The sequence below is a fragment of the Streptomyces sp. 8N706 genome (assembly GCF_052245415.1).
Taxonomy (GTDB): domain Bacteria; phylum Actinomycetota; class Actinomycetes; order Streptomycetales; family Streptomycetaceae; genus Streptomyces.
Genome location: NZ_JBQQBW010000056.1, coordinates 1 through 13,699, shown reverse-complemented (window position 1 = coordinate 13,699; position 13,699 = coordinate 1). Strand labels below are relative to the sequence as shown.

Annotated in this window: 13 protein-coding genes; 8 read left to right on the top strand and 5 right to left on the bottom strand. The window is 70.5% G+C overall.

Annotation, left to right across the window (positions count from 1 at the left end; all coding sequences use genetic code 11):
* Positions 1 to 27 precede the first annotated feature (27 nt).
* Positions 28 to 918: a sterol desaturase family protein gene (locus tag ACTWQE_RS20970; protein ID WP_443330537.1), complete on the bottom strand. Its 891-nt coding sequence runs from the start codon at positions 916 to 918 to the stop codon at positions 28 to 30.
* Between the two features lie 1,620 nt (positions 919 to 2,538).
* Here ACTWQE_RS20970 and ACTWQE_RS20965 point away from each other — a divergent pair.
* The 3 genes from ACTWQE_RS20965 to ACTWQE_RS20955 all read left to right on the top strand — a co-directional run bounded on the left by ACTWQE_RS20965 (position 2,539) and on the right by ACTWQE_RS20955 (position 4,481).
* On the top strand, positions 2,539 to 3,060 hold the full coding sequence (locus tag ACTWQE_RS20965) for a hypothetical protein (protein ID WP_443330536.1): 522 nt from the start codon (positions 2,539 to 2,541) through the stop codon (positions 3,058 to 3,060).
* A 108-nt stretch (positions 3,061 to 3,168) separates the two neighbouring features.
* Positions 3,169 to 3,762 (top strand): TIGR03086 family metal-binding protein, encoded by a 594-nt coding sequence (locus ACTWQE_RS20960; RefSeq protein WP_443330535.1) that lies wholly within the window; start codon positions 3,169 to 3,171, stop codon positions 3,760 to 3,762.
* Positions 3,763 to 3,977: 215 nt separating this feature from the next.
* The gene (locus ACTWQE_RS20955) at positions 3,978 to 4,481 is read left to right on the top strand and encodes a TIGR00725 family protein (protein WP_443330534.1); all 504 of its coding nucleotides are present in this window, start codon (positions 3,978 to 3,980) and stop codon (positions 4,479 to 4,481) included.
* 354 nt (positions 4,482 to 4,835) lie between these two features.
* Here the strand turns inward: ACTWQE_RS20955 and ACTWQE_RS20950 are convergent, their stop codons facing one another.
* Entirely contained in the window at positions 4,836 to 5,525 is a 690-nt protein-coding gene (locus tag ACTWQE_RS20950) for an MFS transporter (protein WP_443330533.1), read from the bottom strand.
* Positions 5,526 to 5,861: 336 nt separating this feature from the next.
* On the opposite strand from ACTWQE_RS20950, the gene ACTWQE_RS20945 reads away from it, so the two are divergent.
* Positions 5,862 to 6,638 (top strand): TylF/MycF/NovP-related O-methyltransferase, encoded by a 777-nt coding sequence (locus ACTWQE_RS20945; RefSeq protein WP_443330532.1) that lies wholly within the window; start codon positions 5,862 to 5,864, stop codon positions 6,636 to 6,638.
* A 78-nt stretch (positions 6,639 to 6,716) separates the two neighbouring features.
* Here ACTWQE_RS20945 and ACTWQE_RS20940 read toward each other — a convergent pair whose 3' ends face one another.
* Positions 6,717 to 7,661: an MBL fold metallo-hydrolase gene (locus ACTWQE_RS20940; RefSeq protein ID WP_443330531.1), complete on the bottom strand. Its 945-nt coding sequence runs from the start codon at positions 7,659 to 7,661 to the stop codon at positions 6,717 to 6,719.
* Positions 7,662 to 7,841: 180 nt separating this feature from the next.
* Between ACTWQE_RS20940 and ACTWQE_RS20935 the strand changes: the two genes are divergently transcribed.
* Both ACTWQE_RS20935 and ACTWQE_RS20930 read left to right on the top strand, forming a co-directional pair.
* Positions 7,842 to 8,465 carry a carboxymuconolactone decarboxylase family protein gene (locus tag ACTWQE_RS20935; protein ID WP_443330530.1) on the top strand — a complete coding sequence of 208 codons (624 nt, stop codon included), beginning with the start codon at positions 7,842 to 7,844 and terminating at the stop codon, positions 8,463 to 8,465.
* Positions 8,458 to 9,264: an SDR family NAD(P)-dependent oxidoreductase gene (locus tag ACTWQE_RS20930; RefSeq protein WP_443330529.1), complete on the top strand. Its 807-nt coding sequence runs from the start codon at positions 8,458 to 8,460 to the stop codon at positions 9,262 to 9,264. Before ACTWQE_RS20935 ends, ACTWQE_RS20930 begins: the two co-directional genes overlap by 8 nt.
* 88 nt (positions 9,265 to 9,352) lie before the next feature.
* On the opposite strand, the gene ACTWQE_RS20925 is transcribed toward ACTWQE_RS20930, so the two are convergent.
* Together ACTWQE_RS20925 and ACTWQE_RS20920 are read right to left on the bottom strand one after the other, a co-directional pair.
* Entirely contained in the window at positions 9,353 to 10,024 is a 672-nt protein-coding gene (locus tag ACTWQE_RS20925; RefSeq protein WP_443330528.1) for a TetR/AcrR family transcriptional regulator, read from the bottom strand.
* A gap of 91 nt (positions 10,025 to 10,115) precedes the next feature.
* Complete coding sequence (locus ACTWQE_RS20920; RefSeq protein WP_443330527.1) at positions 10,116 to 11,828, bottom strand: carboxylesterase/lipase family protein; 1,713 nt, start codon at positions 11,826 to 11,828, stop codon at positions 10,116 to 10,118.
* A gap of 152 nt (positions 11,829 to 11,980) precedes the next feature.
* Between ACTWQE_RS20920 and ACTWQE_RS20915 the strand changes: the two genes are divergently transcribed.
* Together ACTWQE_RS20915 and ACTWQE_RS20910 are read left to right on the top strand one after the other, a co-directional pair.
* Positions 11,981 to 12,607 carry a QsdR family transcriptional regulator gene (locus tag ACTWQE_RS20915; protein WP_443330526.1) on the top strand — a complete coding sequence of 209 codons (627 nt, stop codon included), beginning with the start codon at positions 11,981 to 11,983 and terminating at the stop codon, positions 12,605 to 12,607.
* A 368-nt stretch (positions 12,608 to 12,975) separates the two neighbouring features.
* Positions 12,976 to 13,548, top strand: a complete 573-nt coding sequence (locus tag ACTWQE_RS20910) for a MarR family winged helix-turn-helix transcriptional regulator (protein WP_443330525.1) — start codon at positions 12,976 to 12,978, stop codon at positions 13,546 to 13,548.
* Positions 13,549 to 13,699 lie beyond the last annotated feature (151 nt).

The following is a 13,699-nucleotide window of genomic DNA, read 5'->3' as shown; positions in this document are numbered from 1 at the left end:
GCGCGAGCAGGGGATGGCGAGATGCTGCTAGCTGGGTGTGTCCAGGGGGCTGTCGGCCGGCATTCGCTGCCGACGCCAGGGATGGAGAAAGCTGGCGACGACAGCGCCGGTTATCGGAAATGACCCGGGATCCTTCAGCCCGACCGCAACCGGATGGCGGTCGGGACGCCAGGTGAAGGTTCCGAAGGCCCGGTCCCAGATCGACAGATCGGAGCCGTAGTGGCCGGCTTCCGACAGGTCCGTGCTGTGATGCAGGCGGTGCTGTTCGGGGCTCGCGAAAATGTGGTTGAGCCAGCCGAGGCGGACATCGATGTTGGCATGGACGAAATAGCCCTGTGCCACGACGAACAGTCCCAGAGCGAAGACGGATTCCTTGGAGAACCCCATCAGCGCCAGCGTCAATTGGGCGGTGCCCTGGGCCAGCACAATGTCGAAGACATGATTGACGCCGTTGTTGGCCACGTTGACCTTGTCCGGCACATGGTGCACACCGTGCAGACGCCACAGCCACGGATGGCTGTGCCCCAGACGGTGCACCAGATAGCTGGCCAGAGAGCCGAGCAACAGGACCGACGGAAGTTCCGACCCCAGGCCGAGTACCGGATGGGGCGGTGACACCACGCGGACGACGGCCGTCACCACCAGCTGCGCCAGACCGCCACCGGCCATGGTCAGCAGGAAGTAGACGCCGTACCAGCCCCATTCACCCGGGCTGGGATGCCAGGCGCGCTCATAGGGGATCAGGCGCTCGAGCACCGCAAGATAGGCAAAGGTGCCCAGCAGGAAGAGAAGGCTGACCACGCCGGTGTCCCAGCCATAACGCAACGTCGCCGCGATGACCGAAGCCACCGCAACGAGCAGGACTGGGTGGGCGATACGCCGCAGGACCAGGCGCAGCGGCCCTGGGGCGGATTTCACAAGTGCCTCCCCCAGACTCCGTCCGGGAGGTGCCCCCAGGCCCGCGGTGCCTGACACGCACTCCCCCAGCTGCCGCGGGTGGGGGTCCCCCCGGCCGAAGGCTGGGGGAGTGCCCCCACGCTGCGTTGTCGGGCTCGTCCGAGTACTCCCCTGGCCTTCGGTATGGGGGACCCCAGTACGAGGACGACCTCCCCCAGCCTCCGGCCGGGGGTATTCCCACCGCCTTGCGATCGCACGCACCTGGGGGCACCGCCCAGCGGTAGCTGGGGGAGCCGCGGACCCCGCCCTTCGGACGGACGCCGCCACTTGTGAAACACGCCCTAACCGCGATTCACGGCAAGGGAGTTCGGTGGGGACAGCGGTTATGGAAGAGTTCCCCAGCCTATAGAATAATCCGAAAAAACGCCGATGTCCCAACCAGCGATACGGGTTCAACGCCACCGTCCGCCGCCCTCCCCCCAACGAACCGAACGAGCCAGGCATAAGACTGCCGCTCACCGCTACTCGGCGCACCAGAAAGCAACCATGTTCACTCGTAAGTGCCGCATACGTTTACGCGCGCCCTTGCGGTGGTCGAGCGGGCATAAGAAACAGCCGAATGCCAAGTGCAGGAGTCGGTGAAACGTTTTTGGCCGACGGGTTGCCGACTCCCGCGAGCGGTGGTCTCGGGCGTCCGCGGCGAGAAGGCCGAGCGACTCTCGGGCGGCGCCCCGGCCGTCCGCCGGGGACCGGTCAGGAGGGTCCGTACCCGGCCTGCTCGAGGGCGGAGCCGATGCCCCAAGGCCCCCTGCGGACAACGGTTTGCGGGCAGGGACCCGTCAGTCGAACCCCGGTCGTCAGCGGGAGCTGTTCGCGTTCGTCGTGGTGGCGAGGTCGTCGGGGGCAGGACTCTCCGACGTGTCCCCGCGCCGGCCGGCGCCCGTCCTCGCCCGGCCTTGGGCACGCTGTCCTGCCACGTCGGATCGAAGGAGCGGCCGCTCCCCGAGGTCATCGAGCACAGCGAGGTATGCGGGAGGGCATGGTCGGGGGGTGGCTCGCCGGGCAGGGGTCCCCCCGTCGGCGGCGTTCAACCGCCGCAGGGAGTTGCCGGAGGAGCCGGGGCGGCCCCGGCCGCATCCGTCGGGACTGCTCGGCACGGGGTGAGCCCTCCGCTTCGGCCACTGCCACCCAAGGTGATCGATTCCGGACATGAACTCCGCCCTCGTGCCGCAGTATCCCGCAATAAGAGGCAGTTCCGCTCAAAAGGATAAACACTGCAAGGTCAGGCCCTTTGGTGGTGGAGGAGACCAATGGCCGCCGCTCCGACAGCAGCTGAGAACGGGGGCAGGGGCGTCTGGTCGCAAGAGGAGCGCGTGGGGAGGCGCCATATGACCGGATGCCGAGCAGGTTGCGTGAAGCATCCGAAAACAACGCTTTGAGACCACCTCGCGAGCAAAATGTTCCGGATTTTGATATCGCTGCGTAACGAGTGGGCATCAGGCGTCAGTGCGGCCGTACGGCCAAGGTTTAATGGTGCGGCACAGTAAGCGGAACGACTCGGAGGCAGTCGTAATGGCCAGGCACAGGCGACCCCACCGGATAAGTCGCGCATATTCCGCGATATTCAAGACAGCGGCCGCGATGGGGGTGGTGGGCGCTTTGGCGTTCGCCTTCCAGTCCATCGACGATGAGACCGCGGTACAGGCGGAGTCCGGCTCCCGGTACGACCCGACGGCCGATCTCCCCGGATCGACCGCCTCAGGGCAGGGCAGTACCGGCAACGCGGACAAGCCCGAGGACGGCGGCCTGGCCGTCACGTCCTCCGCCGAACCGAAGGTCATCCCGACCGCACAGGACACCCAGGCCACGCCCCGTTCCCAGGCCGCGCCCTCGCAGGAGGACACCGCGCGGTCGCCGCGACCCGCAGCCACGTCCGCGGATCAGGCTCCGGAGAGCGCACCGGCGCGCCCGGACCAGACCTCCGGCGATTCCGCGTCCGACCAGGCCCCGACGCAGGCTTCGACGAAGTCGGCGGAGCCGACCAGCACACCGTCACAGCCCGCGGACAAGGACAACGCGCGTGACAAGGGCCCGCTCACCGGCACCGTCAGCGGTGTGCTGGACGGCGTGGACGACGGCCTGGGGAGCCTGCTCGGCGGCTGAGGCCGAATAGGCGACGCGCTTCCGGGCGGGAACGCGCCCTGCGACGGGACTGTCGGTCCCTCGTGGCAGGGTGTGGTCGGGGCGATGTGCGCACCGAAGGGAGCCCCGATGAACGCGATGCTCGATCTCGGCCCTGCGGCCCGCCGGATGACGGACCTGCTGGAGCGGATCACCGATGACCAGCTCGGGGCACCGACGCCGTGTGAGGGCTACTCCCTCGGGGACCTCATCGATCACGTGAGCGGGCTGTCCCGGGCCTTCACCGACGCCGCTCTGAAGGACCTCGGCCCGGCTTCCTCCCAGGCTCCCTCCTGGGACGCCGCTCGTCTGGGAGAGAACTGGCGGGCCCGTATCGCCGGGCAGCTCTCCGGACTCGCCGAGGCCTGGCGCGACCCGCAGGCCTGGGAGGGGATGACCCGGGCCGGCGGGGTCGAGTTGCCCGGCGGCTTGGCAGGCACGATCGCGCTGAACGAGCTGGTCATTCACGGTTGGGACGTCGCCCGCAGCAGCGGCCTGCCGTACGACTGCGACCCGCAGGCGCTCGACGCCTCCATGGAGTTCGTGTCGCTGATGGCCGGGCCGGGGGAGGAGGCAGGGCGGGAAGGGCTCTTCGGCCCGGTCGTCGACGTCCCGGCCGACGCCCCGCTCCTCGACCGCGTCATCTGTCTCAGCGGACGCAACCCCGCGTGGACCTCGACCTGAGCCCACCCCGACCCTTACGTACCTTATGCACCCAGGTCGCGACGCACAGCGGTCCCGACGGGACAGTGCGCGCCGTCAATGGCGGTCCAGTTCGAACGGCGGCCAGGGCCGCACATGTGCTACCGCGCGCCGTCCCATGAGGCTCGGCTCCTGCCAGGACACTGGGACCTTGTCACAGGGGGCGAGGTGTTGGTAACAGCGGACCAGGAGCAGCCATGGCGTCCTCCCCCCGGTCTTCGGCCCGTCGTCCCTTCCACGTCGCTGTTGTCGGCCCTGAGAACGCCACGGATCCCCAAAGGCGCTGTGCCCGCCGGGTCGGTGAACTCCTCGGCGAGCGTGGTGCCGTTGTGGTCTGCGGCGGTCTGGGAGGGGTGATGGAAGCCGTCTGCGAGGGCGCTCACCAACGAGGCGGTACCACCGTCGGCCTGCTGCCGGGACTCGATCGCCACGTCGGCAACCCGTACCTCTCGGTGGCTGTTGCCACGGGTCTGGGAGAGCTCCGCAATGGGCTCATCGTCAACACCAGTGATGCCGTGATCTCGGTCGGGGGCAGCTGGGGCACCCTGAGCGAGGTGGCGCTGGCCATGCGTGCGGGCAAGCCCACGATCGTCATCGACGGATGGGGCGTGCGGACAGGTCCCGTGGGGGAGATCTTCGTCCAGGTGGCCTCCGCCGAGGATGCCGTAGCGGAGGCACTGTCACGCATCCTGCTGTCGTGACCGGCAGGTGTCGAAGAGGGGCACCGGCGGCCGATACCACGGCGCGGTAGCCCGCAGGCTCCTTGCGTGGGCTCCGGTCCGTGGCAGCGGACCATGACACGTAACGTGTTCCATGGACCGAAAGCACGGGAGCACCGCTGATGCACCAGGGGGACATCAGCGATGTCCTTCAGGCGCCGGGCGGGTCGACGTCGTCAGACTCCTTCCGGCGCCGTGAGGGTCGTGCTCGGCGCCATTTGTCGTGGTGGGCCGAAGTCCGACGGTCACCGGGACCACCGCCACCGCCAGGAAAGCGGCCAGGACGGCGAAGCCCGTGAGGCTGGAGCCGGTGGCATCCGTCAGCCAGCCCACGAGCTACGGTCCGGCGAATCCGCCCGGATTGCCCAGCGCGTTGGTCAGCCCCATGGCCACGGCCACCGCCTCGAAGCGCAGCGGCTCCCCGGGGATCGTCCAGAACGGCCCGTACGGCGCGCACACCGCGACGGCGGTCACACACAACAGCACCATCGGTACCAACGCGCCGTCCGCGGCTTGGCCCAGCAGCAGTGCCGCGATACCCACGACCAGTGGTACGGCCCCGCGTCGCGCCGCCGGCCCCAGATGGTCCGCCTCCACGCTCGAGATCCACTTCGCCTGTGCGGGCCGGTCGGCGACGGCGAACCACCACAGGAGGGCCCACGGCAGCGGCGGTACGCCCTGGAGCACCAGCACCCGGCGCCAGCTCGCGTGGTCCAGCATCCAGCCGGACAGCGGCGCCATGATGATGGAGGAGATGGGCAGACAGGCGATCCACAGCGCGTTGGCGCGGGCCTGTTCACGCAGCGGGAACCACGAGGCGAGCAGGATCAGCACGGCCGGCCACACGCCCCCTCGAAGAAGCCCAAGCACGAACCGCGCGAGATGGAACTGCGCCTTGGTCTGCACGAGCCCGCAGAGCATCGCGGCCAGCCCCCACGCGATCATCAGGATGAGGACCGTCTTGCGGGCACTCCAGCGCTGGCCCTCCGGTGTCACATCGTCCTGACGACCCGACCAACCCACCACCTGACGACCGGACCACCACACCACCGGACCACCACACCACCGGACCACCACACCACCGGATCAGCGCACCAGCAGAAGAACGGATCACCTGACGACAGGACCAGCACACAAGCCGACCCGCCTGATCACCGGATGAGCGCCCGTGCCGCCGGCTCGGGGCGGTGGACGCCCGCGGCCCCCTGCTCCTGCCCCTCGCGGACGGCCGGGCGACCGGGCCCGACGGGCTCGGACTGCCTGCGGGGCCGGTGAGGACCGCCGCTCGATCCGGCGCGGCTCATGCCAGGAGGCGATCGCTTCCCCGCGCGGGTCGCGGAGGGTGGCATTAGCTTCAGGTGTATGGGCTGGAGAAAGATGGTGAACCGAACCCTGGAGCGGACGACGGGCTATGAGCTGCGCCGTCCCTTGCCGCCGCCACCGCCCCCGCCGCCGCGCGGCAGGAGCCTGCCGGCCGACTACGACGACGAGGCTCGCGACGTCATCCATTCCGTCAGGCCGTTCACCATGACCTCACCCGAACGGCTGAACGCCCTCATCCTCGCCACCCGTTACGTCAGTCGGCACCGCGTGCCGGGCGCAGTGGTCGAGTGCGGTGTCTGGCGGGGCGGCAGTATGCAGGCGGTTGCCCACACACTGCTGTCGGCCGGGGACACCAGTCGCGACCTCTATCTCTTCGACACGTTCGAGGGCATGCCCCCGCCCACGGAGAAGGACCGCCGCCGGGACGGCGAGAGCGCGGCCGACCTCCTGGCGCGCCGGAGCAAGGACGCCCCCATCTGGGCCATTGCCACGCTGGACGATGTCCGGGAGGGCTTCGCGCAGGTGCCCTATCCGCAGGAGCGCCTGCACTTCGTCCCGGGCAGGGTCGAGGACACCATTCCGGACGGCGCCCCGGAGGAGATCTCGATCCTGCGGCTGGACACCGACTGGTACGCCTCGACCCGCCATGAACTGGAGTACCTCTACCCGCGGCTGGTCAGCGGCGGCGTTCTCCTCATCGACGACTACGGCTGGTGGCAGGGCTCCCGCGAAGCGGTCGACGAGTTCCTGGAGAAGACCGGTGCCCGGCTGCTCCTGCTGCGCATGGACGAGGGCCGCATTGCGGTGAAGCCCTGACCCTGCCAGGGCAGCGAGGCCGAGTTGCCCGCACGACCGCGAACGCCTGACGGCGTGGGCATGAGCGGCCCTGAGCGGCTAATAGCGCATGGCGGTGAAATCGATGGGGCGGGGCCGGAGCATCCGGACGCGGGCCGTCAGGTGCCGTAGACGCCTGGTCATCTCCGGGGCGGGGAGCCGCTTGCGGTCGCCGTGCCCCGGCAGCAGCCACTCGAAGCGGAGCCGGTCGGCCGTCCGGGCCAGGGAAGCGCCCAGTTCCTCTATGGAGTACCAGGTGACGCTCTCGGCCACCTCCACGTCCGCTGTGGTGCGCGACCAGTACAGGCTGTCGCCGCTGAAGCAGTAGCGTTCGTCGGCGACGTAGAGGACGCTGCCCCGGGTGTGGCCCGGGAGCGGATGCGCCGTCACGCCGTCAGCGATCTCCAACGGGTCCGTGCCGCGCAGCACATGGTCGGCGTCCGGAGCGGCCTCGAGATCGCCTTCGTGAATCCACAGCCGGGCTCCGAAGCGGTCGGCGTAACGGCGGCCGTGGGCGGCATGGTCGCGGTGCGTGAGCAGGACATCGGTGACAGGGCCCGACGCCTCGTACCGGGCCGCCAGCGCGCTGTTCCAGCGTGGCGTGTCGATCATCATCAGGGAGCCGGACGGCCGGCGCAGCAGGTAGGAGTTGGCCCCGGCGGTGCGGGGGGAGTTGTGCCCGCACAGGAGGACGTCGTCGTCCAGGGCCAGGGGAAAGGGGTCGAAGGCGGGGTCGAGTCGCCGGCCGGGACGGCGGATCGACCGGGTGGGACAGGCGAACGCGGCGGCGTGGAGCCGGCCGGTCTCCGCGCTGTCGCGCGGCTGCCGGACGATCTCGGACCGGCCCGCGACCTCGCGTATCAGCTCAGGGGCGAGCTGCCGGGCGACATCGCAGTTCGTGCAGCGGGAGTCGACGTACCAGCCGCCGTGCTCCTGGCCGGCGCCTGTCTCGCCGGGGGCCGTGTCCCGGTCTGCCGTCGGCTGGGAGGGCGGACGGTCTTCCATGGTGGTTCCTTCCCGGTGTGAACGCCTGCCTCCAGAGGTATCCCGCGCCGCAGGAAAAGGGGAAGGGCGGCCGGTACTTGTGCTTCCCGGGCGGGCCGGCTCTGACGAGCACGGCACAACCTCGCCATTTGGCTTGCCAAGCGTTCAGCCAGTTTCTACGGTGGGCGGCTGGAGGTCTCCATGTCCGAGAGAAACCGCGCCGCACACAGCGGCGCCCGCCCCCGGCTTCTGCCGCTGTCCGAGGATGAGTGGGATACCCGGACGCGTGAGCTGCTCGCCCACGCTCCGCGGGACCCCGGAGGGCGGGTGCCCAACATCTTCACGACCCTGGTGCGCCATCCCGAGCTGTACGAGCGGTTCATGCCCTTCGGAGGGCAGCTGCTCCGCGCGGGCAGGCTGCCGGGGAGGGTCCGCGAACTGCTGATCCTGCGTACCTCGTACAACACCGGCGCCGCGTACGAATGGGGGCGCCATGTCCCGCTGGCCAGGGCCGCGGGCGTCACGGATACCGAAATCGAGCGCGTTCCGCACGGCCCGGAAGCTCATGGATGGGCCGAGCCCGAGAGGTATCTGCTCCGGGCCGCCGACGAGCTGAACCGTGATGCCCGGCTGTCCGACTCCACCTGGCAGGCCCTCGCCGTGCACCACAGCGCCGCGGAACTGATCGAAATCACCATGCTGGTGGGCCAGTACCACATGGTGGCGTTCTTCCTGAACACCGCCGGCGTGGAGCTGGACGCGGGCTTCGAGGCCATGGATGGCGTGGATGCCGTGCAAACGGAAGGAGCTCGGAGGCATGGGTGAGAGGCCGGAGCCGGGTTCGTCGGGCCGGTGCCTGACCGGCCGCAGGGTACTGGTGATCGGCGCGGGGACCCGCCCCGACGGCGATCCGGCGGCGCCCGTCGGCAACGGCAGGGCGATTGCGGTTCTCGCCGCCCGGGAGGGCGGGAGTGTGGCCTGCGCGGATGTGGCCGAGGAGGCCGCCGCCGCGACCACCGGGCTGGTCACCGGCGAGGGCGGTGCGGGCGTCACCGTGGTGGGTGACGCCACGGATGCCCGGCAGTCGGCAGCCATGGTCGAGGAGGCGGCCCGCGAACTGGGCGGACTGGACGCGCTGGTGGTCAATGTCGGCATCGGCCTCGGCGCCGGACTGGCCGCTTCCTCCCCCGAGGACTGGGACCGGGTCCTCGCCCTCAACCTGCGGGCGCCGTTCCTCGCCGCCAAGTACGGGCTCCCGGCCATGGACGACGGTGGTGCCATCGTCTTCATCGGATCGGTGGCCGGACTGCGCGCCGCCACCCATTCCCCCGCCTACGACAGCTCCAAGGCCGGTCTGTTCGGTCTGACCCGCCATGTCGCGAAGGAGGGCGCGGCGCGCGGGATCCGGGCCAATCTGGTGGTCCCGGGGCTGATCGATACGCCGATGGGCCGTCAGGCCTCGGCCGGGCGACCATCCCGGAGCGCCTCCTTCGAGCGAATCCCGCTCGGCCGCCAGGGCACCGCCTGGGAGGTGGCGGAGGCCGTCACCTTCCTGCTCTCCGACCGCGCTTCCTACATCACGGGCCAGAGCCTGGTGGTGGACGGGGGCCTCAACGCGGTCTGACGACGGGCATCCACGCCGGATCCGGCCTGCCCGGTCCCTTCCGCGGTTCCTGCTGTCCGCGGTGCGGGCCGCGGCGGGCCGTGCCGCGTCAGCCGGGTCCCGCGCTGTCGGGAGCGAGCCCGAGGACCAGCATCTCGTGGGCGGCGCGGCCGATCTTCGCCAGCCGGGTGCGCGCCGAGTCCAGCTGGTACTGGAGCAGTACGCCCCGAGCGATGCTCTCGACCAGGAACGCCTGCGCGACGGCGTCGGCATCCGGCCGGATGCTCCCGTCCACCATCCCCCGGCGGATGTCGTCCTCGACGGCCGTACGGACCAGGTTGAGATGGCCGGCCATGGTGCTCTTCATTTCGCCGGTCCCGCCGGTCCCGCCCACGGCCTCGACGAGAAGGACCAGCAGGGCCCGCGCCCGTACCGCCGGTTCCGGCTCCGCCAGGCGTACGAAGAACTGGTCGAGCTTGGCCAGTACGGCTTCGAGTCCGCTCATCCGGTCGTACCCGGGGAGAGCGCGCAGCCGGTCGACGAAGACCTCGCGGATGTCGGTGACGACGGCTTCGACGAGCCCGGCCTTGGAGGTGAAGTGGTAGTTCACCATGCCGCGGCTGACCCCGGCGCGGTCACCCACCTGCTTCACCGTCAGCCCGCGGTAGCCCTCCTCGGCGAGGATCTCCAGCGCCGCGTCCAGCAGCCTGCGCCGCGAGGCCTCCCGCTGATCGTCGCGCCTGGTCGGGCGGCGTCCGGCCGCCGCTGTCGAATCGCTCATCGCCAGCGCAGTATGCCACTGACCCCGCCCGGCCGGCCGCGGGGAAGGGGCGGTCGCCACACCAGGTGGCGACCGCCGTGTCCGGCCCGCGTCAGGCGCCGTCGGCCTTCCAGAACCCACAGTGGTGGTCGGCCGCGAAGCCGGTCGTGGGGGAGAGGCGGTCAGGGGCCAGCACCTGGATACGGTCGCTGCCTGGGGTGTACCGCGGCCAGTGCGGCGTATCCGGCCCGTTGGGGTCGCCGGTGGCGATGAACCGCGCCCAGTAGTCGGTCATCGCCCGGGAAAGGCGCAGCTGGGCGTCGGTCAGGGGCGGCAGTGCCCGGGTCGGGAAGAGGTACGCCAGTTCCGAGGCGTGGAACGCCCCCTGCGGCGTATGGGGCGCCGGGATGAACGGCGGTGCCTGCGGATCGTTGAACTCATAGGCATATACGGGGACTCGGTGGGCGTACAGGCGGCGGTCCCCGCGCGCCGGACAGGCGAACCGCTGATCGGTCGCGGCGGCGGAGTAGGCGAGGCCGGCCGAGGGGTACGCGGCGGCGGGGTACTCCCGGAGAATGGCATCCGCCCGGTCGGGCTGCTGCTGGTGCATCAGCGCCGCGTACGTGGCGGGCGTGAGCGGGCCGCCTCCGAGCAGGTCCACGTACACCGCGGTGAAGTAGCGGTACTCGTCATGGGTGCTGCCGCCCAGCACGGGCACCGCGTTCACCCGTCCCGAGGCCCACGCCTCGCGGGGTGGGAGGGGCAGTACGGCCGGCCCGGTGTTCGGAGTCCAGAGCGCCGCCGGCCGTTGGGCACTCCCGAGGAGCCGTGTGACGGGCACGGATCGCAGACAGGCCGCCGCATTCGCCGGGTCGGCGCAACCGACCGAGGCCGCGAAGTCCTGACCGTTCCTCTCGGCCGCGGGGAGCGTGAGCGGGGTGAGCGCGCCGTCGGAGACGCAGCTTCCGCTGTGCTGGATCGCCCGGTGGAACAGGCCCTTCGCGGTGGGTGAGGCAACGTGGAGGCAGGTGTCGACCGATCCGGCGGACTGGCCGCCGAGGGTGACCCTGTCGCGGTCACCGCCGAACGCGCCGACGTTGCGCTGGACCCAGCGCAGTGCGGCCTGCTGGTCCATCAGGCCGTAGTCGCCCGACGCGGCGCCGGTGCTCTCGCCCGACAGGGCCGGGTGGGCGAGGAACCCCAGTGCGCCGAGACGGTAGTTGACCGTGACCACGACCATGCCCTTGGCAGCGAGCGCCGCCGCGTTGTAGTCGCTGCCGGCGCCGTAGACATTGCCTCCGCCGTGCAGCCAGACGAAGACCGGCAGCTTTCTGCGGTTGCTGTGGGCCGGGTTGGGGGCCGGGTTCCTGGCCGCGGTCGGGGGCGGGGTCCACACATTGAGGTAGAGGCAGTCCTCCGAGGTGCTGCCGGTCCGGTTGGACTCTCCGGGCAGGATCGGGCCACCGTCGGGGAGCAGAGTCAGCGGGAGCTGCGCGCAGGGGTCGGCCGGTGTGGAGGCGTCCCGTACGCCGGACCAGGCCCGGGCGGGCTGCGGTGGCCGCCAGCGCAGGGCACCGGTCGGCGGAGCCGCGTAGGGGATGCCGTGGAAGACCCGCCCGCCGTCCTGTCCGGCCGTGCCGCGCACCGTACCGGACGCCGTGCCGACGGTGAGGGAGCCCGGGGTGAGCGCGGTGGGTCGGCGCTCCGCGGACGCGGCAGCCGACGGGGTGGGGGACGTGGGGACCGACACCAACAGGCAGATGAGGACAGCCGCGGTGCGGGTGATGGTGTGGCGCGCCAAGCGGCGCGCGCTGTGGGTTCGCATCGCTCTCCTGGTCGCTCGTGGGACACAAGGGCAATGGAGCGCGACCGACGGTAACACAGATTCTGATAATGTCTCAGGGAAGGCACACGCCATTCTTGTACGCTGCGGATGTGACGCGAAACTCGCCGACTGAACCCTCTTGTGGCCGATCAGTGCCGTGGCGGCCGCGCACCACCGGTGGTTCGGCCGCCTATCTCGCCTCGCTGGAGCCGCAGGCCGGCCTGACACGGGTACGGGCCACACCGGCGGGTGTGTTCGCCGCGGCGAGGAGGATGTTCCTCACCCGCTCCCGCCTGGACATGCAGGCGCTGGCAGCGCAGACCGGGGTCTCCCGCGCGACCCTGTACCGGTGGACCGGGCAGCGTGAGCAACTGCTCGCGGATGTCATCTGGTCGCTCACCGAGGACATCTGGAATGCCGCGGTCCGGGACGCGGAGCAGCTGGCCGGAACTGACCGGATCATGGCGGTGGTGCGGCACTTCCTTCGCGTGGTGGCGGACGACGCGGCGCTGCGCGCCTTCCTGCGCCAGGAAACCCATGCGGCGCTGCGGGTTCTGACCGGTCGCGACGCGGGCGTGCAGGGGCGCATGGTGGGCGTGGTCGCGGAGTTGCTGAGCGCGGAGGCGGCGACCGGAGCCTTCGTACCGCGTGCGGAGATCGGCCCCCTGGCGTTCGCGATGGTCAGGGCGACCGAGGGGTTCCTCTACAACGACACGGTGGCCGCGGTCGAGCCCGACGTGGAGAACGCCCTCGCGGTGCTGTATCTGCTCATCACCTGACACCGCCTCTGTCCTGAACCGGCCGGGGCCTCAGTTCACCATCGAAGTCGGCCCCACCGAGAACGACGCATGCGACGGTTTCCTGCCGGTCTACTCCTGTATGACCGACTTGTACGGGCCGATGATGCTGCCCGCGCGGCTCGACGCGGCGTGGTTCGCCAAGGGCGCCCGACACGGCGGGCCGGCCATGCCGCACGGCCGGTGGGCGGGCCGGCGCAGCCCCGCTCCGCCCGGCGGTGGCCTGTCCTGGAGGTGCGATTCCGTGGTCCGCCGGGCCCCTTGACCCTGGCTGCAGCTCGGGGCGTCCGGCCTGTCGTGCGCCCGTACAATTCGAGGTCGAACAGCTTTGTCCGTGCGAAGGAGGCCTCGTGCCCGGTCGGCGATCCATTACCGAGACCGAGAGGCTGGTCCAGGCCAAGCTGGGCGACACGCCGATCCGGCATGACCAAATGGCGATGGTGGCCAATATCCACCGTGCCGCCGCCGCCGTCCGTCAGCACGTCGAGAACTCCGTACTGCGCGGCTCCGACCTGACATGGACCGGATTCGTCGTGCTGTGGGTCGTGTGGATCGGGGGCGAGATGGAGACCCGTCTGGTGGCCGAAGAGGCAGGGATCTCGAAGGGGACCCTGACCGGTGTGGCCCGCACCCTGGAGTCACGCGGGCTGGTCAGGCGGTCCGATCACCCCACTGACAGCAGGCGTGTACTGCTCGGCCTCACGCCGGAGGGCGACACGCTCATGCACACCCTCTTCCCGGCGTTCAACGCCGAAGAGGCCTTTGTGGCCGAGCAGCTCAGCGACGAGGAGTGCCGACAGGCCGCCGACGCGCTGCGCCGCATCGTGGTGCAGGTCGAGACCCACGGCGAGGAGAGACGGCTGCAGCTCCTGGACGGGGCGCCGCCGGTCCCGCGGCGCAGTGGCCGACGCCCGAGGACATGACTCCCGCCCGCCCCGACGGCGCTCCGGGGGGCCGGGCATGGCTGCCGTGGGGGGTCATCGCACTCATGGCGGGTCTGCTCGTCCTGATGACCGCGGACAGTGGTGCCCGGCACCAGGTCGTGGCCACGGGCGCGTTGACCGCCGGGATTCT

Excerpts from the sequence above, each read along its gene's own strand:
- ACTWQE_RS20940 (WP_443330531.1), bottom strand. The coding sequence starts at position 7,661 with ATGGAAGACCGTCCGCCCTCCCAGCCGACGGCAGACCGGGACACGGCC.
- ACTWQE_RS20925 (WP_443330528.1), bottom strand. The coding sequence starts at position 10,024 with ATGAGCGATTCGACAGCGGCGGCCGGACGCCGCCCGACCAGGCGCGAC.
- ACTWQE_RS20930 (WP_443330529.1), top strand. The coding sequence starts at position 8,458 with ATGGGTGAGAGGCCGGAGCCGGGTTCGTCGGGCCGGTGCCTGACCGGC.
- ACTWQE_RS20920 (WP_443330527.1), bottom strand. The coding sequence starts at position 11,828 with ATGCGAACCCACAGCGCGCGCCGCTTGGCGCGCCACACCATCACCCGC.
- ACTWQE_RS20955 (WP_443330534.1), top strand. The coding sequence starts at position 3,978 with ATGGCGTCCTCCCCCCGGTCTTCGGCCCGTCGTCCCTTCCACGTCGCT.
- ACTWQE_RS20935 (WP_443330530.1), top strand. The coding sequence starts at position 7,842 with ATGTCCGAGAGAAACCGCGCCGCACACAGCGGCGCCCGCCCCCGGCTT.
- ACTWQE_RS20960 (WP_443330535.1), top strand. The coding sequence starts at position 3,169 with ATGAACGCGATGCTCGATCTCGGCCCTGCGGCCCGCCGGATGACGGAC.
- ACTWQE_RS20945 (WP_443330532.1), top strand. The coding sequence starts at position 5,862 with ATGGGCTGGAGAAAGATGGTGAACCGAACCCTGGAGCGGACGACGGGC.
- ACTWQE_RS20965 (WP_443330536.1), top strand. The coding sequence starts at position 2,539 with ATGGGGGTGGTGGGCGCTTTGGCGTTCGCCTTCCAGTCCATCGACGAT.